We start from the raw sequence: 18,742 nt of genomic DNA on the forward strand, positions 1-18,742 counted from the left end.
ACGCGGGGTCACTCCGCGCCCATCCCAGCGTGTGGAATGGGCGCGGAGTGACCCCGCGTTGGTTGTATTACCGGCGGGTAAACACTGGCGAACAGGCAGGGATATTTCCGCAACAGCCGGGAAACCTGCGCGAAAAGCCGGCCGCCTACGCTGGGTCCCATCAGCACAACAGGGCCCGAGATCCGGCCCGCCTGGTGCAGCATCTGAAAGGGCCCCCACATGTCCGCTCCGGCACAGTTTCCGCCATTTGCCACCGCACCCGCCTCCGAATCCGCATCCGCATCTCCCGTAGGTTCGCCTGCTTCGGCGCCAAAGATTGTCATCGCCGGCGCAGGCCCCGCCGCCCAGGCGCTGGTCCGCCAGCTCGCCACGGCCAGGTTCCGGGGAACTGTCACCGTGCTGAGCAGCCGTGACGACGCGCCCGATGAGCTGCTGGAACTCGCGGCCCTGCCGTTTGTCTCCGTGCGTTTCGGCCAGCCTGCAAGCCACATCGACGCCGCAGCCCGTGTGGTCACCACAGCCGACGGTATGGACTTTGGCTATGACCAGCTGGTGATCGCCACCGGCTCGACGCCCGCCCACTCGCTGGTTGAGGGCTCCAGCCGGTGCCTCAGCTACTCCACCATCGATGACGCCGCGAAGATCGGCGACGCCGTCAAGGTGGTCACGAGGGTCCTTGGCCGGCGGCCGCTCGGAATCCTCGTCGGCACCGGCGCTGCCGCAGGGCAGGCCGAGGCCGTGCTCCGCGCCAGGGGTGTCCGACCCGTCCGGACGACCGCCCGGCCAGCCGCCGTCGTCCCCTCCCCGGCCGGCTCCGTACTGCCGGCCGCCGGCATTGTTTTCGATGACGGCAGCCGCATGAACGGCGACCTCGTGGTGCTCGCCGAAGACCGGATCGCCCGGGACCGTCTCGCAGCCAGCGCAGGGGTCCAGACTGCCGCGTCCGGCGGCGTCGCCGTCGGCAGGGACTTCCGCTCGTCAGTGCCCGGCATCTGGGCAATCGGTGACGCGGCGTCGTTCGACGGCGTCAGGCTGGGCCTGCTTGTGGCCTCAGATTCCGCCGCGGGCGTCTGCGCGGCAGAGCTGATGACAGCAGTCCCGGACGTCCGGCTGGCTGCTGCCGCATAGCCTCCGGCAGAGGCGGCCGGCTATGGCAAGATGGTCACTCAAGGAACCGCGACAACCGCGGAGACTGCGGCCCACGAGGCCCATGGAAAGGACCAGCATGAGCAACGAAGCCAGCCCGGGAGCGGGCACTGCAACAAGCCCCGCAGGAACCCCTGTCGTCGGTGCTGAACCGTCCAACATCGCCTCCTATATCGACCACACGCTGCTCAAGCCGGAAGCCAGTGAGGCGGAGATCCTCAAGGTATGTGCCGAGGCTGCCGAGTACCGGTTCAAGTCGGTCTGCGTCAACCCCGTCTGGGTCAAGACCGTGAAAACCGCCCTCAAGGGCTCCGGCGTGCTGACCTGCTCGGTGATCGGATTCCCGCTCGGAGCGACCCCCAGCGACGTCAAGGCCTTCGAGGCGCGGGGCGCCGTGCTGGACGGTGCCGACGAGATCGACATGGTCATCAACATCGCCGACGCCCGCGCCGCAGACAAGGGCGCGCTCGTGGACGACATCAAGGCGGTGGCCGAGGCCGTCCACGCCGGCGAGGCAATCCTGAAGGTCATCATCGAGACCGCCCTGCTCAGCGACGACCAGAAGATCCTGGCCTGCGAGGCAGCCGTCGAGGCCGGAGCCGACTTCGTCAAGACATCCACAGGCTTCAACGGCGGCGGCGCCACCGTGGAAGATGTCGCCCTGATGCGCCGGACGGTCGGTCCCGGCCTCGGCGTCAAGGCCTCCGGCGGGGTGCGTTCCCTGGCGGACGCTCAGGCTATGATTGCTGCAGGTGCAACACGTATTGGTGCCAGCTCCGGAATTGCGATCGTCAAGGGCGAACAGGGTTCGTCCGCTTACTGATCCGCCGGCGGCCGCCACAGTTTGAGCCCCACGGGGCCGAGGAGGAACGAATGTCCAGCAAGATCGACACGCAGACACCCCAGAACGAGAACAGCCTGGTCACCAGCGTTGTCCTCTTCGCAGTGATGATGGCCCTTTTCCTGGGAGCCATCTACTCGCTGTCCTTCCTGTCGCTGGAGAACCCCTGGCCGATGGCCGTATGCCTGGGCCTGTTCGCCCTCGCCTTCTGGATCCCGCAGACCATCCTCGGCCGCTCGGACTCCGCCGGCGAGCACTGACCCGCCCGGCCGCAGCCTAAATACCCGAAGCTCCGGAACTTTCCGGAGCTTCGGGTATTTAACGCGGCTTCAACTGTCAGGGCAGGCCCGGCAGGCTGTCGGCGAGTCTGCCGGCGAGGGCCAGGGCGGCGGGAAAGTGGGTGCCCGCCAGGGTCAACGCTGCGAGGCACATGCCCACCATGGCGTAGGCGCTGACCGGAATGAGCACGAGCCATTCCCGCCGGGATCCAGCCCGTCCCAAGAGAGGGATGGACAGCGCCCCGTTCGGCCGCCAGAAGCTCTTCAGCACGGGCAGGCGGCGCAAGAACTTCGGTGGCCTGATCACGAGCGGCCAGAGGAGCGGCACTCCCCCGGTAGTCACGAGGTCCCCGACGATGTGGACCACGACGCCGGTCAGCATGGACACCGGCAGCCAGGTCCACTGGTCCGGCGCGAACCAGGTCACCAGCCCTGCCATGGTGAGGGCGAAGACCCAGTTGGTGATCCAGCCGGACTTCGGAAAAAGCTTCAGGGCCTTGGCCGCGATGTTGATCATGAACATGCACAGCACGCCGGCGCCCACCGAGAGTACCCCAGAGCCCGTCTGCAGCTGGATCTGGCCGGCCATGGCTGCAAGAAGCACGAAGAAGGCTGCCCCCAGCACCGAATGCGTGCCCTGCCTGTGCCCGCCGCTGGCGTTCTCGATGCCCACCGCAATTGCATTGGACAGCGGCGGCAGGGAGTGCGCGATGGTGCTGGAGCGGTGGTCCCAGTCGCACACCAGGGCGGTCCCCGCGGTCGCCATGCCGCCGATCAGTACGCCGGTGGCATCCAGGGGGTACCAGCCCAGGGCGTACGGTCCCGTCGAGGCAACAGCTATCCACGCCGCGGCTCCTGACGCGGCGTGGTGTCCTCCCATCACGCCTAGCCCACTGTCAGCGGGGCGTCGGAGAAGATATTGCGGATCACGCCGTTCGCCCATTCCAGGATCTCGGCGTCCTGCAGGTCCCGGCCTCCGATTTTTGCCGTCTTCGGCTTCGGAATGAGCACGGCGTCGAGAGCCGGCTTGGTCTGCGCGCCCGGATACATGCGGTTGAGCCGCATGGTCTTCGATTCGGGAAGCTGCGCGGGAGAGAACTTGATGAAGTTCCCCTGCAGGGCGACGTCGGAGAGGCCGGCTTCGCGGGCACCGACCCGGAAGCGGGCCACGGCGATCAGGTTCTGCGCGGGAAGTGGCGGCTCGCCGTAGCGGTCCACGAGTTCGGCAAGGACCTCGTCTATTGCCTCGTTCGTGAGCGCGCCGGCCAGTTTCCGGTAGGCCTCGAGGCGGAGGCGTTCCCCGGGCACGTAGTCGTGCGGCAGGTGGGCGTTGACCGGCAGCTCGATCTTCATTTCGGCGGCCTTTTCCTCGGCTTCGCCGCGATAATCCGCCACGGCTTCACCCACCAGCCGGATGTACAGGTCGAAGCCGACACCCTGGATGTGGCCAGACTGTTCCCCGCCCAGCAGGTTGCCCGCGCCGCGGATTTCGAGGTCCTTCATGGCCAGCTGCATGCCGGCGCCGAGCTCGTTGTGCGTCGCCACCGCCTTCAGCCGCTCCAGCGCCACCTCGCCCAGCGGCTTCTCAGAGGGGTACAGGAAGTAGGCGTAGGCCCGTTCACGGCCGCGCCCGACGCGACCGCGCAGCTGGTGGAGCTGGGACAGCCCGTACTTGTCCGCGCCGTCCACGATCAGCGTGTTCGCGTTGGAGATGTCCAGGCCAGTCTCAATGATGGTGGTGCACACCAGGACGTCGAAGCGTTTCTCCCAGAAGTCCACGATGATCTGTTCCAGGCGGCTTTCGGACATCTGCCCATGGGCCACTTCAACCCTGGCTTCGGGCACGAGCTCGCGGATCTTCGCGGCCGTCCGTTCTATGGTGGAAACCCGGTTGTGCACGAAGAACACCTGGCCCTCGCGCATGAGCTCGCGCCGGACCGCGGCCGAGGTCTGCTTGTCCGTGTACGGCCCCACGTAAGTGAGCACCGGGTGCCGTTCCTCCGGGGGCGTGGCCAGGGTGGACGTCTCGCGGATGCCCGTCAGGGACATCTCGAGGGTGCGGGGAATCGGCGTGGCGCTCATGGCGAGCACGTCCACGTTGGTGCGCATTTTCTTCAGCGCCTCCTTGTGTTCAACACCGAAGCGCTGCTCTTCGTCCACGATCACCAGGCCCAGGTCCTTGAAGGCGAAGTCCTTGGAGAGCAGCCGGTGCGTGCCGATCACCACGTCCACGGTCCCGTTCTTCACGCCCTCGGCGGTCTCCTTGGCTTCCTTGGCGGCTTGGAAGCGGGACAGCGGCTTCACCTTCAGCGGGAAGCCGGAGAACCGCTCAGTGAACGTCTCGTAGTGCTGCTGCGCGAGCAGGGTGGTGGGCACCAGCACGGCCACCTGCTTGCCGTCCTGCACGGCCTTGAAGGCGGCACGGACGGCGATTTCGGTCTTGCCGTAGCCCACGTCGCCGGACACCAGCCGGTCCATGGGGATCTCACGCTCCATGTCAGCCTTGACCTCGTTGATGGTGGTCAGCTGGTCCGGCGTCTCCACATACGGGAAGGCTTCCTCGAGCTCGCGCTGCCAGGGGGTGTCCGGGCCAAACGCATGCCCGCGGGAGGCCATGCGCGCCGAGTACAGCCGGATGAGCTCGCCTGCGATCTCCTTGACGGCCTTGCGCGCCTTGGACTTGGTGCTGGCCCAGTCGGAGCCGCCCATCTTGCTCAGCACGGGGGTGTCACCGCCCACGTAGCGCGTCACCTGGTCCAGCTGGTCGGTGGGGACGAAGAGCCTGTCCCCCGGAGCCCCGCGCTTGGACGGCGCATACTCCAGAACCAGATACTCGCGGACGCCGTCTCCGCCGCCGGCGACTTTGCGCTGGATGAGTTCCACGAACCTGCCGATGCCGTGCTGTTCGTGCACCACGTGGTCGCCAGCCAGCAGCTGCAGCGGGTCCACGGCATTTCGCCGTTTGGACGGCATGCGTCGCATGTCCTTCGTGGACCCGGCCGACGTGCGTCCCAGCAGGTCCGCTTCCGTGAGCAGGCCGAGTTTCAGCCCGTCCAGGACAAATCCGCGTCCGACGGCGGCGGTGGTCACCTCGATGATTCCCGCCTGGGGTTCGCGGTCCAGGGAGTCCACCCGCGCGCACGGGATGTCGGCGTCGTGGAACAGCTCGGCGAGCCGCTGCGCCGGCCCGGGCCCTTCCGTGGCCACCACGATGCGCCACTGGTTCCGCACGTGGGAACCGATGAAGTCCATCATTTCGGCTACGTCGCCCTGGTACCCCCGCGGTTCACGGGCATGGAGGTTGAGCACGTTGATGTCGGGGGTGAGTTCCTCATCGGTGGCCAGCGAGGTGATGGACCACCAGGACACGTCATGGCCCAAGGCTGCGGAACGGGTATCGGTCAGCGAGCGGAAGCTTGCGGAGTGCAGGGCCGCTGACGCCTGGGAGCTGAGGTCCAGCGGCGCGGTTCCGCCGTCGGACGCGGTGGACCACGCTGCCTCCAGGAATTCCTCATTCGTGGCGGCGAGGTCGTGGGCCCGGGTGCGGACCTTCTCCGGCTCGATCACCACGGAGATGGAACCTGCCGGCAGCTGCTCCATGAGCGGAACCATGGCGTCCACCAGTACGGGGGCCAGCGATTCCATGCCTTCCACGGCGATGCCGCCGGCGATCTTCTCCAGCATGTCTGCTGCGGCGGGGAGCTGTGATTTCAGCGTGGCCGCCCGGGACATCACCGACGGTGTGATCAGGATTTCGCGGCACGGCGGGGCATGGAGTTCGGTGGGGTGGTGCAGGCCCGGAGAGGACAGCGAGCGCTGGTCGGCGACGGCGAACCAGCGCATCTGGTCCACCTCGTCGCCAAAGAACTCGACCCGGATGGGGTGGTCCTCGGTGGGCGGGAAGACGTCGAGCATGCCGCCGCGGACGGCGAACTCGCCACGGCGTGTCACCATGTCCACGCGGGCGTAGGCGGCGTCGGCGAGGTTCTTTACGACGCTGCTGAAGGGGACCTCCTGGCCCACCTTCAGCGTGACCGGAACCAGTTCGCCCAGGCCGGCCACAAGCGGCTGGACCACGGCGCGGACCGGAGCCACCACCACACGCAGGGGTCCCGCCGTCGAGGTCTCCGGGTGCGCCAGCCGGCGCAGTACGGAGAGCCGCCGTCCAACGGTGTCCGAACGCGGCGACAGGCGCTCGTGAGGGAGCGTTTCCCAGCTGGGAAACTCCGCCACGGAATCGGCTGGCAGGTACGCGCGCAGGGCGGCGGTCAGATCCTCCGCCTCGCGTCCCGTCGCGGTGACGGCCAGGACCATCCCCGGCCGGCCGCCGTCGGCTTTCGCGAGCCCGTCCGCCATCTCCGCGAGCAGCACAGGGCGCAGGCCCGCCGGGGCACTGATCTGGTAGTCCTCACCACGGACGCTGAAGGTCCTGGACGCCTCAGCCTGCACACGGGCGAACGTCTTGTCTGCGGCTAGGACGCGTCGCAGGCCGCTGAGGGGCAGGCCTTTGATTGGCTGGCCGGTGGGGCTCATGGCAGGATCTCCTGGGGTATTCACTTCGAACGCAGGCAACACGAAAACCCGAAATTCGCGAGAATGCCGGGTCATCCCAGCCTACCCCTGCCAGTGACCGGGCGGCATCCGGCGGAGACGCGGCACGCGATCGGCGACAACGCGGCACGCCCTTGGAGCGGCGTCGGGGCACGCGTCCGGAGGGGAGGCCGGGCCCGTTGCTAAGCTTGCTTGGCAGGTGATGTTGGGCCCAGAAATGCCGCCATCCTAAGGAGACTCCCGTGAGCGACCAGACCGGAAATGACAGCAGCGCATTCACCAGCGGGCGGACGGTGCTGGTCACCGGAGCCACTGGCTACATCGGCGGCAGGCTGGTCCCCCGGCTGCTCGACGCGGGGCACCGCGTCAAAGTACTGGTCCGCTCCCCCGAAAAGATCGCCGGGGTGCCGTGGTTCGACCAAGTCGAGGTGGTGCGCAGCAGCCTCGATGATTCCGCTGCTGTGGAAAAAGCACTGAAGGGCGTGAACGTCCTGTACTACCTGGTTCACTCCATGGCTGCCGGGTCCGGTTTCGAAGCCAAGGAAAAGTCCATGGCGGAGCTCGTGGCCGCCGCTGCCGCGGCTGCTGAGGTGCAGCGGATCGTCTACCTGGGCGGCCTGCACCCCCGCAACACCGAATTGTCCACCCACATGCGCTCACGCGAAGCGGTGGGTGAAGTCTTCCTGTCCGGGCCCGTGGACGCCATCGTCTTCCAGGCCGGAGTGGTGATCGGCTCAGGCTCGGCGTCCTTCGAAATGATCCGGCACCTTTCCGAAACCCTGCCTGTCATGCCGGCGCCCAGCTGGGTGCGGAACCGGATCGAGGCCATCGCCGTCAGGGACGTGCTGCACTACCTGGTGGGCGCAGCCTCACTGAAGGAGCGACTCAACCGGACGTTCGACATCGGGTCCCGGGACGTCCTGAGCTACGCCGGCATGATGAAGGAATATGCAGCCGAAGCCGGGCTGCCGCTGCGCCTGGTCCTGGCGCTTCCCGTACCGGCGCCCAGGCTTGCCGGGCTGTGGGTGGCGCTCGTGACCCCCATCCCGCTGTCCATGTCCGTGCCGCTGGTCCAGTCGCTGCAGCACGACGCCGTCTCCGCCGAACACGACATCGACAACTACATCAACCAGCCCGACGGCGGCCTCACCGGCTACCGCAAGGCAGTGGCCCTGGCGCTTGGCAAGGAACGCGACGGGCAAGTGGAAACCACCTGGGCCAACGCCGGGGCGGACGCCGATCCGCTGCCCAGCGACCCGCAGTGGGCCGGGCACAAGGTCTATGTGGACGAGCGAACCTTCCACAGCGATGTGGAGCCCTCGCACGTCTGGACCATCATCGAGGGCATCGGCGGCCGCAACGGCTGGTATTCCCTGCCGCTGGCGTGGAGCGTCCGCGGCTGGCTGGACAAGCTCTCCGGCGGAGCCGGCCTGCTCAGGGGCCGCCGGCATCCCCACAATCTCGTCGCCGGCGAGGTAGTGGACTGGTGGCGGGTGGAACGGATCGAGCGGGGCAAACTGCTCCGCCTGCGTGCGGAAATGCGCGCACCGGGACGCGCCTGGCTTGAGCTTTGCGTGGAGCCGGACGGAGCCGGCAGCCGGTACCGGCAGCGGGCCATCTTCTTCCCCAAAGGGCTCAGCGGCAGGCTCTACTGGCTGGCCGTGCTCCCATTCCACAGCCTGATCTTTCCCGCCATGTCCCGCAACATCACAGCGGCGGCCCGGAAGATCGCCAGTGCGGAAGAGTCCGTGCCCACCCCGTAGGATGTGGGGAGCAAAAAGCGTTCTGACCCCGCAACAATGTTTTGACCCTGCAACAATGGAGGATCCATGGCACTGAGTGCTTCCACTACCCTTCCCCACGCCGTCGACAGCATCACAGCAGTCTTCACGAACGAGGAATTCCAGCGCCACACGAGCGAATATGTGGGCGGCAGCCTCGAGTCCTTCACTGTCGACGGCGACGTTGCAGGGGCCTTCAGCACCACCTCCGTGCGCACCCTGCCCACCACCCGCCTGCCGGAAATCGCGCGCAAGTTCGTGGGCGACACCCTCAAAGTGACCCAGGTGGAGAACTGGGACGCTCCCTCTGCGGACGGCTCCCGCCAGAGCACCATCTCGCTCAAGATCGCCGGCGCACCCATCGATGTCACGGCCGTTCAGCGGCTCGTCGCAGACGGCGGCAGCACGCGGGTCGAACTAGAAGGCAACGTCACCTCGTCCGTGCCTTTCCTGGGCGGCAAGATCGCCGAAGCAGCCGAGCCGATGGTCGGCAAGGCCCTGAACATCCAGTCCCAGCAGGCGCAGGCCTGGCTCGAAAGCCACTAGGCGATGGAAGTTCCCGCCGTCCTGGCGTGGGTCCTGGTCCTTTCGGGTTTCTGGTCGCTCGTGGTGTGGCCGCAGTTCCTGCGCCGGGTGATGAAAGACCCGCGGGCGCGGGACGCCGGCGGCAAGGCCACCAAGTTCCTCACCGTCCATGTGGTCCTCGTGGCAGTATCCATGGTGTTGGGCGCCGCCACGGCCGGCATCGGGATCGCCGGGCTTCTGGGCTGAACGTTTCCCGGTTGAGCATTTTCCGGGCTGAGCGTCCAGAGTGAGCATTTTCCGGGTGAGGCCGCCGTCCTCGGCTAAGCTGGGACCAGCTGTATTTAGGGTGCGCCGGGAAGTCTGGTCGGCAACATGTTTGCCGACCCCAAGCCAGGAGCCGAGATGCCCAGCCGACCCCCTGCCCCCTCCCGCAAGTCCGCAGTCTTCAGCCGTTCCACGTACCCGGAGTACCTGCGGATTTCCGCCATCCTCCGGCTCGAAACCGTCGGCGGGGCCCTCCTGCTCATTGCGACAGCGGCGGCGCTGATCTGGGCGAACTCCCCCGCTGCGGGCACCTACTTCGGCCTGCGGGACCTGGAAGTGGGTTTTGAGCCTTGGCATCTGCGGCTGAGCGTGGGCCATTGGGCGTCGGACGGCCTGCTTGCGGTCTTCTTCTTCATTGCCGGACTCGAGCTGAAGCGGGAGTTTGTTTCCGGGGAGCTCCGGAGGCCGGCCAAGGCGGTTGTCCCGGTGACCGCGGCCGTGGGCGGGGTGGTCCTGCCGGCCCTCATTTACGCGTCCATTAACTGGGGCCAGGGCGCCGAGGCACTGCGGGGGTGGGCGATCCCCACCGCCACGGACATCGCCTTCGCCCTAGCCGTGCTGGCCGTCATCAACACGCATCTCCCGGCCGCGCTCCGGACGTTCCTGCTGACCCTGGCCGTGGTGGATGACCTGATCGCCATCGGCATCATCGCCTTCTTTTACTCGGCCGGCCTGCAGCCCGTCCTGCTGCTGGCGGCCTTGGTCCCGCTGGCGCTCTTTGCCGTGCTCGTCCAGAAGCACATCGGCCGCTGGTACCTCCTGGTGCCGCTGGCGGCAGCGACCTGGGCGCTGGTCCACGCCTCGGGCGTCCACGCCACGGTAGCGGGCGTCCTGCTCGGATTCACGGTTCCCGTGCTCGCGTCCCGGCAGGAGGCCGAACGTGCCATGGAAAGGGACACGGCAGACAAGGCCACGGCGAACCGGGCCCTGGCAGAAAGGGGCATGGAGGAAAAGGGCATGGCAGAACGCATCGAGCATCGGCTGCGGCCGCTCTCTGCGGGATTCGCCGTCCCGGTCTTTGCGTTCTTCTCCGCTGGTGTGGCCATCGGCGGAGGCGCTGGGCTGGCATCCGCCCTGGCCGACCCCGTGGCCGTGGGAATCGTGGCCGCGCTGGTTGCGGGCAAGGCCCTCGGCGTTTTCGGGGCCACCTACCTGATCACCAAAACCACGCGGGCAACGCTTGACGCCGGGCTGAAGTGGATCGACATCGCCGGACTGTCCATCCTCGCCGGAGTCGGATTCACCGTTTCGCTGCTGATCGCCGAGTTGAGTTTCGGGGCGGGATCGGCCCACGACGATCACGCAAAGGTTGCCATCTTGGCCGGTTCCGTGACCGCTGCGGCGATTGCCGCCGTCGTGCTTAAGGCACGAAACCGCCACTACCGCCGCGTGGAGGCGGAGGAAAAGCGGGACGACGACGGCGACGGCGTCCCTGACGTGTTCGAGCCCGCCGCGGAGAGGGACGGGTAGGCCGCGGTCCGGTGGCTTAGGCCGCCTGGTTGAGCGCGTCCTCCGCGGCAACCCAGGAGATCATGGCGCACTTTACCCGCGCTGCATAGCGGGCCACCCCTTCAAACGCGGCGGCATCGCCAAGCACCTCGGGGTCCGCGTGGACCTTTCCGCGCGAGCGGAGAACCTCCCGGAAGTTACCGATCACCGAGCGCAGCTCGTCCACAGACATGCCTTCCGCCATCTCGCTCAATACGGAAGCGGAGGCCATGGAGATGGAACAGCCTGCACCGTCCCAGGACAGCTGCGCAACGGTGCCGTGGTCCACGGCGACACGCAGGGTGACTTCATCACCGCAGACAGGATTCAGCTGGTGTGACTGCCCGGTGGACGCGCCCTCGGGTGCTGCCGTTTCTGACAGACCGCTCCCGTGCCGGGCCTTGGAATGGTCCAGGATGATCTGCTGGTAAAGCTGGTCGAGGCTCATGCTGCGGTACCTGTCTTCATGGATCCCGGCACTAGGCGCGGAAGTAGGCGCGGACCCCGGACACTGCGTCCAGGAATTCGTCGACGTCGTCGGTGGTGTTGTACAAATAGGCGCTGGCGCGCGTTGTGGCCGTCAGGCCGAGGCGCCGGTGCAGCGGCTGGGCGCAGTGGTGACCCACGCGGACGGCGATTCCGCGCGCATCGAGGAACTGCCCGACGTCGTGCGCGTGCACGCCCGCCACATCGAACGCCGCCAGGCCAATACGCTCCTTGCCGGCCCCCGGGCCAAGCACACGGACGCCGTCGATGGCTTCAAGGCCTGCCACCATGCGCTGGCCAAGTTCGGATTCCCAGCGGTGGACACGGTCGATGCCGGTCTCGGTCAGGTAGCTGACGGCTGCGGCGAGGGCCACGGCCTGGGAGATCTTTTGCGTCCCGGCCTCGAACCGCTGCGGTGCCGGAAGGTATTCTGCCCGGTCCATGGTCACGGTGGTGATCATGGAACCGCCGGTCAGGAAAGGAGGCAGCACGTCCAGGAGCTCCTGCTTGCCGTACAGCACGCCGATGCCGGTGGGGCCCAGCATTTTGTGGCCCGAGAACACGGCAAAGTCGACGTCCAGCTCCTTGACGTCGAGGGACAGGTGCGGCGCCGACTGGCACGCATCCAGCACCACCAGGGCGCCGGCCCGCCTGGCCAGCGCCACGAGCTCGTGTACCGGATTGATCGTGCCGAGTACGTTGGACGCATGCGTGAAGGCGAGAAGCCGCGTCCGTCCGCCCACGATTTCCGCCGCCTGGTCCAGGTGCAGCGCCCCGGCGTCGTCCACCGGAATGTGGCGGAGCGTGGCTCCGGTTCTGTAGGCAAGTTCCTGCCAGGGGATCAGGTTCGCGTGATGTTCCATCTCGGTGACCACGATCTCGTCCCCCGGGCCGAGCCCGAGTTCCCGGAGCCGCGCATCACCGCGCCCCTGCGCAGCCCACAGGCTGGCGTTGGACAGCGCATAGCTGATGAGGTTCAGGCCCTCTGTGGCGTTGGACGTCCAGACGATTTCCTCGTACTGAGCGCCGACGAAATCGGCAACCGTCTGCCGTGCGTCCTCGAATACCTCCGTGGCCTCGACGGCAAGGTGGTGTGCGCCCCGGTGTACCGCGGCGTTCCGCTGCTCGTAGAATTCCTGCTCGGCCTCGATAACGCTCAGCGGATTCTGCGACGTGGCACCGGAATCCAGATAAATGAGCGGTCGGCCATTGACCAGCTGGTCCAGGACGGGAAAGTCGTTCCGGATCCGCAGGACCTCGGCATTATCCATCGCGGGAAGGGCGCGCTCCAGCGTGGTTGGCGTTGATATTACGGCCAATGGGACTCCTTGGGATGCCTTGAGGTACCTCTCAATTGTCCCACAGAGCAGTCTTGTCCAAACGGCAGCGAAAGCGGCCCGTCCAACTGGAGGGCCGCCCTCGCGGTGCCGGCGCGTGCCGGCTGTTCTACTACTTGTAAGGGCCGGCGACGGCTGGGGGGAGAGCCTCGGTCTCAGAAGGCTCTGACGTCGCCGGCCCCGCCTGAACCCGGTCCCTGGGGCCGGAAGTTCGTGTGCGAGACCTGATGTGCTGGCGGCAGCTTCGGCGATGGAGTCCTCCTCCGCATTCCGCTGCCACTAATAGTTAATCGCGTACTGGAACCCACAGCACGAGTACCGAGTACTCGTTTTTTCAGGTACTCGACTACTGGTTTCCGCAGGTGGTCATGCTGGCGCGGAAAAGCTCAAGTTTCCCGGCGGGCACGGCATTAAAAACGGCGGCATTGAGCACGTACTTTTGGGAAGGGCTTACTTTTTGGGCAGCGCTTACTTCTTGGGAAGTGCTTACTTTTTGGGAAGGGCCAGGGCGAGCTCGTCCCGCCGGCGCACTCCAAGCTTGACGTAGCTTCGGTACAGATGCCCTTCAACAGTCCTGACCGACACCATCAGCTGCTGGGCGATTTCCCGGTCAGAGAGTCCTTGTACGGCCAGCTCCACGATGTCCCGCTCCCGGCGTGTCAGGTGGACGCTGGGCACCGAGGCAATGAAGGGACTCTCCCGGAACCGCTCACCAAGCTCCTGGTCACATTTCTCGCGGTGGGCCACTGCCTGCCGGGCGCGGCGCCGCTCCCCCGCAGCGTCCCAGATGGCGCCCGCCTGGGCATACGCCTCGCGGGCGAGGTTGATCAGGCCCGCCTCCTCCAGCCCGGCGGCGGTTTCCATGAGCACGTCTGCGTCCCCGGTGGCCCACGCCTGGGCTACCTGGTGCCAGCCTGCTGCCCAGCGGCCCTCGACGGCGTCCGCAAGTGATGCGAGCTCTTCAATTACCGAGCGGTCGCCAAGATCGGAACAAAGAATCAGGCACTCCATGCTGGTTCCCGGCTGCGCGGCGACCGGCGGTGACGCGGCCAGCTCACGAAGCTTGGCGAGGCCGCTGCCCTTGCGGTCCAGATATTCAGCCGCGGCGGCCGCGTACCCTTCGGCGAGCAGTTCGCACCCGGGTCCGCTGGCGTGCCTGGCGGCGATCAGATCCTGTTCGAGGCGCTGGGCCTGCGCTCCATCCCCCAGGCGCGCGGCGGCGTAGAAGGCGAGGGACGAACCGAACCGGAACTGCTGGAGCGGATCATTGACGCGCAGGGCTTCAACAGCTGGCAGGAGAATCCGGTAGGCCCGTTCCAGCTGTCCCTGGCGGAGGAAGCCCAGACCGCGCAGCACCTGGATGCCGCCGCCAAAAGTGGCTGCCCCCTCGTTCACCTCCGTGGGGTAGTTGGCCAGCTCATGTTCCGCCGCCTCCCAGTTACCGGCGGCGAGCGAAGCCGACACAAGGCGCGTCAGGACGAACTCATTGAAGAAGTACAGACCGTCCTGGAGCGCCGGCAAGGACGGCGCTGCGCCCAGGGCGGCGGTGTGCGCCTGGTGGGCCTGACCTGCAGACACCAGGGTCTGGGCGAGCAACGCGTGTGCCACGGCGTGAGTGGCTTCGGCCACAGTTGCCGTGCTGGGGTCTGCCCGGGCGCGCTGCAGGACCGTCTCACCCTGTTCGGCTGCCCCGGCCATCGCTTCTCCGGTTGAGGCTATAAGAGTCCTTATCCCCTCGTGATCGCCGGCATCGGCCATCTCAAGCAAATGGTGGATCCTGTCCTGCCAGGAAGCCGCGACCTCTTTCCCGGCGTCCGCGAGCTGGTGGCGGGATTCGGCCCGCAGCAACCCGGTGGATTTCCCCAGCGCGAGATGCGCCGACGCCCTGAGCATGAGAATGTGCGGGGCTTCGGGTTCCCCGGCCAGTTCCAGCCAGCAACCGTCCAGGAGAGTCGCAGCCTCCCGGTACTTGCCTTCGTTGAAGAGCGCCCTCGCGGTGATCGACTGTGCATGGGCCTGCAGTTCCGGCGCCCGGACATGCCCGGCCATGAGCCGCGCACCTGAGTTGTTGAACATCGTCACTGCCAGCAGGGCAGCGTCAAGCAGTTCGGGATCAGGCACTTCCAAACCGCATTCCAGCGACCACTCCACCATCCGCAGCCTGCCCTCGGCGCCTGCCGTCCGCGTGTCGAGGTAGTTGTCCAGTTTTTGCCGGAGCTGCAGGCTCCGGGAGACAGACACCTGGTGCCTCATGGATTCGCCGAGGATGGGGTGCCAAATCCGCAATTCCGTGTGCCGTCCGGTGGATTCGCGGACCATCTGGTGGTCCAGGAGGGACCGGACCACCGCGCCCCCGCACACATCTTCGATGAGGCTGCGGTGGACGGGCTCAGCCAAGGCGATGAGCCTCAACGCGTCCTGCTCTTCCGTGGTCCTGCGGAGGAGGTCTTTGATAACAACGTCGGAAAGCCTGGGGCCGTCAGCCGGAAGGAGGCCCAGGAGCAGCCAGATCCCGTTTCGCTTCGCCAGTATGCCCGCTTCGACCGCATCACCCAGCAGGCAGTTCAGGAGCAGGGGGTTGCCGCCGGAGGCAGACCACAAAGACTGCACCGTGCTGGCGGGGACTGTCCCGTGGAGTGTGTGCTCCACGACCTCCGTCACCTGGTCTCCGTTGAGCGGCCGCAGATCGATCCGCTCGGCCTGGCCGTCGTACCACAGCTGGTTCAGTGCCTGCGGCAGTCCGGGCCGCGGGCGCCCGGATGCCAGCACGCGGGCCCATCCCGCCGACATCATGTCGACCACCATGTTCGCGGTGGCTTCATCGAGGTGGTGGGCGTCATCGACTACCAGGAGCAAGGGCACGTCCTTGCCGGCCTTGAGTTCCTGGAAATAGGTCCAGACCGCCCTGAGCACTGCGACGGGCGAGTCTGCTTCTTCTGGAGGGAGGTCCGCCGTGTACGGGGCGAGCACGCCGTAGGGGACCTTGGCCAGCGATGAGCTCCCGTGGATCCGAAGGATTGTCATCTCAGTGCTCATCTCCTCGCTGACGGCGTCCGTCACGGAAGACTTCCCGATCCCCGGGCCGGCCATGAGGAACACAGCCTGGCTCGCACGGCTGCGGATGATGCTGCAGACGTGGTCTATTACTTCACGCCGCCCCGTAAGCTGCCGGTCGTCAGTCTCCGGTTCCGGTGTCTGTGGGCGGCCGTTAGACGAGTCCAGGCAGATCACCCCTGGACGTCACACCAAGCTTCGTGAAGACCTGGTACAGGTGCCCTTCCACTGTCCGCACGGAAACACCCATTTCCAGGGCGATGTCCCGGTTGGACACTCCCCGCCCGGCCAGGCGGGAGATCTGGCGCTCCCGTGCGGTCAGCAGCGGGCTGCCGCTGCTCGGGACGATCGGGAGACTGGGAACGGTGGCCGTGAGGGTGTCCAGCCGGGCCTGGGCGACGCGGGCCGACGCGGAGTCCCCGGAATGCCTCGCAAAGTCCACCGCGAGCGCTACGCACCGGGCTTCCACGGCATCCAGTTCGAGCTCTGCGGCCAGATGCGCGCCTTCCAAAAGCACCTTTGCGTCCTTGGTGCGGCTACCGACAGCGACGAGGCGGGAAATCTCGGCCAGCTTTCCCTGCCGGTGGCCCGCGACCTCCTCCATCAGGCGGAAGTCGTCGTCCGTACCGTTCACGGTGGCACCCAGCAGACTGATCCCGGCGAGGGTGTATCGCCCTGCCGCAATGTCGACGCGGGCTGAGTCCAGGAGCCGCCTCACGGCATCGGTGTCTCCCAGCCATCTCCCTGCCATGTCGGCGCAGAAATCCGTGATGTTCTGGGTGCGGAAATTACAGTGCCCGCGCGCCCCACGCAGCTTGTCAAGGTACTTGTGCGCCTGGCCTGCGTTGCCGATTTGTGCGTAGGCGAACGCCGTGGCGGCATAGGCCGCCTGGAGCATGTTCACGACCGGACGGAGTTCCAGCTGGGCCACGGCGGACAGCAGCGAATCCAGGGCGACGGCGCCGCGGCCCGAGTAGACGTACGCGATGCCGGTAACCAGCTCCATGGCGGACGTCCGGTGAGCCAGGCGTCGTTCCTCATGCCCTTTCGGCGGCCCGACGAGGTCCAGGCACCTCCGCCACTGGCCAGCCTGCAGCAGCACGTTGACCGCCGTCATGGCGAACCGCTCCCGCAGACCGGTCATGTGGCCCGAATCCGAGAGCTGGCCGCCTACCCTCCTCATCAGCTGAAGCGCGTCCATTTCCCTGCCGACAGCCGAAAGAACAGGCATCAGGATCAGGGCAGCCTGGATGCGGAACCCGGTGTCTTTGTTGAGCGCCGGATCGGCCGCTTCCTCCAGAGCCGCAACCATAGGTGCATAGTCGCCGATGAAGGAGCGGTACTCGAATTCCGCCAGCGTGATGACGTTCGCGGCAGCGCCCAGGGCATCAGGCCAAGTGCTCGCGGCGCCCGGAGCGATACCCAGACGCTGGCGCGCCTTGGCAATCTCATCCGGGACTTTGTCGCACTGCTCAGGCAGCCACACCATGACCCTGCACTTGGCGGCTACAATCCTGGCGAAGTCCTCTGCACCGAGCTGGTCCAGCTGCGCCTGGGAAATGTCGTCCAGGGCGTCCATGGCCTGCACGGGCAGATCCAGCAGCAGGTAGGCCGTCCCCTTGTGCTGCTGTCCCACCACCCACTCCGCGTCAGTCCTCTTAAGCCCGTCGACACAGCTGAGCGCAAAGCGGGGATCGAACATCTGTATGGCCGCTTCGGCGGCGGCCACAGCCATGGCAGGGCTAAGCTCGGCCTGGCACTCACGAGTCCAAGCGGCAAACTCAATGCGCTCTTCCAGACTTAGCTTCGAAAGCTCGGGTTCCGCTTCGCCCAGCAGTTGGCTCCGGAGCTCCCGCCTCCGCGCGATGCTCAACCAGGACCGGACAACGTCCCCAAGGTATTGCTCCCGCAGGGACACCCAGCGGGCCTCGGTGTCACCCACCTTGAGCAGTCCGGCATCCTCCATATCGGCCACGATTTCAGTGCCGTAGATGTCGGTCAACCGCGAGAGGGACACTCTGCGCGCGCAGGCCAGCATCTCCATGACCTCGCGGCTTTCCGGAGATTCCCGGGACCAGCGCGAGCGGACAATATCGTCCAGTCCCGTTGCACCGTCGAGGACGACCTTGTCCCGCAATGTCCATACAGAGTCAGACAGCACGAGGTTTCCGGACTGCTGCTGCTCCGTAACAAGTGCTTTGAGCAGCAGCGGATTGCCGCCCACGATGCTGTGGTATGTGCTCACCAGTGAGGCCGATACGCGGTGGCCCAGCAGGGTCAGCAGCACCTGCCGGGTCTGCAGTTCGTTCAGGTTTTCCAGCCGCACCTCAGTGAGACGGCGGTCTGTGAGCAGCCAATGGAAGTCTGCCGGCAGGTCGCTTGTACCGGGGGCGATCGCGATAACGCGTGCGGTGCGGGTCAGCATGATGTTCAGGAGGACACCGGCACTCATGTCGTCGATCATGCCCGTGGTGTCCAGGGTGATGATGCAGTCCCTGCCGGCGGCGTCGCTTCGGATGAGGGACGTGATGCCCTGGAGGATGGCGGTTGGCGATCCCATCGCCGATTGGGGAAGCCGCGCCAAGAGGAACGCCAGACACCCGTAGGAGGTCTGCGAGCCGGTCAGGGGACTGCGAAGCTGGAGCGCCCAGACATCAGGTCCGAGTTCTGCCACCGCGGTCCGGGCCAGCGACGATTTGCCCACGCCGCGGGAGCCGGTAATAACTACGCCCAGGGAATCAGGATCCGTCAGACCATTGCGGATGGCTTCAAGGTCTGCGCTGCGCGCCGGAACGGACCATCGTTGAAGGTCCGTTCCGCCAGTGGCAGCCGCGGGCCCGGCCAGCACGCCCGCTGTAGACCCACGTCCCCAGCTCAGTGGCTCATTTGACATGAACTTTTCCTTACATCCCGCTTTGCAGGATCAAGGCC

General features: G+C 66.6%; 13 protein-coding genes. 7 read left to right on the top strand and 6 right to left on the bottom strand.

The genetic code is table 11. The annotated features are described in order from the left end of the window. The first annotated feature begins 219 nt into the window (after positions 1-219). From LQ144_RS16715 to LQ144_RS16725, 3 genes are all read left to right on the top strand, one after another. The gene (locus tag LQ144_RS16715) at positions 220-1,128 is read left to right on the top strand and encodes an FAD-dependent oxidoreductase (RefSeq protein ID WP_230119828.1); all 909 of its coding nucleotides are present in this window, start codon (positions 220-222) and stop codon (positions 1,126-1,128) included. A gap of 97 nt (positions 1,129-1,225) precedes the next feature. Then, complete coding sequence (gene deoC / locus LQ144_RS16720; protein ID WP_230119829.1) at positions 1,226-1,969, top strand: deoxyribose-phosphate aldolase; 744 nt, start codon at positions 1,226-1,228, stop codon at positions 1,967-1,969. Between the two features lie 50 nt (positions 1,970-2,019). Then, on the top strand, positions 2,020-2,247 hold the full coding sequence (locus LQ144_RS16725; RefSeq protein ID WP_230119830.1) for a hypothetical protein: 228 nt from the start codon (positions 2,020-2,022) through the stop codon (positions 2,245-2,247). 76 nt (positions 2,248-2,323) lie between these two features. Here the strand turns inward: LQ144_RS16725 and LQ144_RS16730 are convergent, their stop codons facing one another. Continuing rightward, complete coding sequence (locus LQ144_RS16730; RefSeq protein ID WP_230119831.1) at positions 2,324-3,145, bottom strand: metal-dependent hydrolase; 822 nt, start codon at positions 3,143-3,145, stop codon at positions 2,324-2,326. Positions 3,146-3,150: 5 nt separating this feature from the next. Beyond that, positions 3,151-6,798: a transcription-repair coupling factor gene (mfd, locus tag LQ144_RS16735; RefSeq protein WP_230119832.1), complete on the bottom strand. Its 3,648-nt coding sequence runs from the start codon at positions 6,796-6,798 to the stop codon at positions 3,151-3,153. A gap of 260 nt (positions 6,799-7,058) precedes the next feature. On the opposite strand from mfd, the gene LQ144_RS16740 reads away from it, so the two are divergent. The 4 genes from LQ144_RS16740 to nhaA all read left to right on the top strand — a co-directional run bounded on the left by LQ144_RS16740 (position 7,059) and on the right by nhaA (position 10,916). Then, positions 7,059-8,579, top strand: coding sequence for an SDR family oxidoreductase (locus tag LQ144_RS16740; RefSeq protein WP_230119833.1), 1,521 nt, complete (start codon positions 7,059-7,061; stop codon positions 8,577-8,579). Positions 8,580-8,645: 66 nt separating this feature from the next. Beyond that, complete coding sequence (locus LQ144_RS16745) at positions 8,646-9,143, top strand: DUF2505 domain-containing protein (protein ID WP_230119834.1); 498 nt, start codon at positions 8,646-8,648, stop codon at positions 9,141-9,143. Between the two features lie 3 nt (positions 9,144-9,146). Next, a complete protein-coding gene (locus LQ144_RS16750) occupies positions 9,147-9,368 on the top strand; it encodes an SCO4848 family membrane protein (protein ID WP_230119835.1) in 222 nt (73 codons plus the stop codon). 156 nt (positions 9,369-9,524) lie between these two features. Continuing rightward, positions 9,525-10,916: a Na+/H+ antiporter NhaA gene (gene nhaA, locus LQ144_RS16755; RefSeq protein ID WP_230119836.1), complete on the top strand. Its 1,392-nt coding sequence runs from the start codon at positions 9,525-9,527 to the stop codon at positions 10,914-10,916. Between the two features lie 16 nt (positions 10,917-10,932). On the opposite strand, the gene sufU is transcribed toward nhaA, so the two are convergent. The 4 genes from sufU to LQ144_RS16775 form a co-directional block, all read right to left on the bottom strand. Further along, complete coding sequence (gene sufU / locus LQ144_RS16760; protein WP_230119837.1) at positions 10,933-11,382, bottom strand: Fe-S cluster assembly sulfur transfer protein SufU; 450 nt, start codon at positions 11,380-11,382, stop codon at positions 10,933-10,935. 31 nt (positions 11,383-11,413) lie between these two features. Next, positions 11,414-12,739, bottom strand: a complete 1,326-nt coding sequence (locus LQ144_RS16765) for a SufS family cysteine desulfurase (RefSeq protein WP_230119838.1) — start codon at positions 12,737-12,739, stop codon at positions 11,414-11,416. Between the two features lie 504 nt (positions 12,740-13,243). Beyond that, entirely contained in the window at positions 13,244-15,988 is a 2,745-nt protein-coding gene (locus LQ144_RS16770; RefSeq protein ID WP_354962167.1) for a LuxR C-terminal-related transcriptional regulator, read from the bottom strand. Further along, positions 15,966-18,704 carry a LuxR C-terminal-related transcriptional regulator gene (locus LQ144_RS16775; RefSeq protein ID WP_230119840.1) on the bottom strand — a complete coding sequence of 913 codons (2,739 nt, stop codon included), beginning with the start codon at positions 18,702-18,704 and terminating at the stop codon, positions 15,966-15,968. The genes LQ144_RS16770 and LQ144_RS16775 overlap by 23 nt, the downstream gene beginning before the upstream one ends. Positions 18,705-18,742: the final 38 nt, after the last annotated feature.

It is taken from the genome of Arthrobacter sp. Bi83 (assembly GCF_918698095.1).
Taxonomy (GTDB): domain Bacteria; phylum Actinomycetota; class Actinomycetes; order Actinomycetales; family Micrococcaceae; genus Arthrobacter.

Coding starts and splice junctions, on each gene's coding strand:
- LQ144_RS16715 (WP_230119828.1), top strand. CDS start 220: ATGTCCGCTCCGGCACAGTTTCCGCCATTTGCCACCGCACCCGCCTCC.
- deoC (WP_230119829.1), top strand. CDS start 1,226: ATGAGCAACGAAGCCAGCCCGGGAGCGGGCACTGCAACAAGCCCCGCA.
- LQ144_RS16725 (WP_230119830.1), top strand. CDS start 2,020: ATGTCCAGCAAGATCGACACGCAGACACCCCAGAACGAGAACAGCCTG.
- LQ144_RS16730 (WP_230119831.1), bottom strand. CDS start 3,145: ATGGGAGGACACCACGCCGCGTCAGGAGCCGCGGCGTGGATAGCTGTT.
- mfd (WP_230119832.1), bottom strand. CDS start 6,798: ATGAGCCCCACCGGCCAGCCAATCAAAGGCCTGCCCCTCAGCGGCCTG.
- LQ144_RS16745 (WP_230119834.1), top strand. CDS start 8,646: ATGGCACTGAGTGCTTCCACTACCCTTCCCCACGCCGTCGACAGCATC.
- LQ144_RS16750 (WP_230119835.1), top strand. CDS start 9,147: ATGGAAGTTCCCGCCGTCCTGGCGTGGGTCCTGGTCCTTTCGGGTTTC.
- nhaA (WP_230119836.1), top strand. CDS start 9,525: ATGCCCAGCCGACCCCCTGCCCCCTCCCGCAAGTCCGCAGTCTTCAGC.
- sufU (WP_230119837.1), bottom strand. CDS start 11,382: ATGAGCCTCGACCAGCTTTACCAGCAGATCATCCTGGACCATTCCAAG.
- LQ144_RS16775 (WP_230119840.1), bottom strand. CDS start 18,704: ATGTCAAATGAGCCACTGAGCTGGGGACGTGGGTCTACAGCGGGCGTG.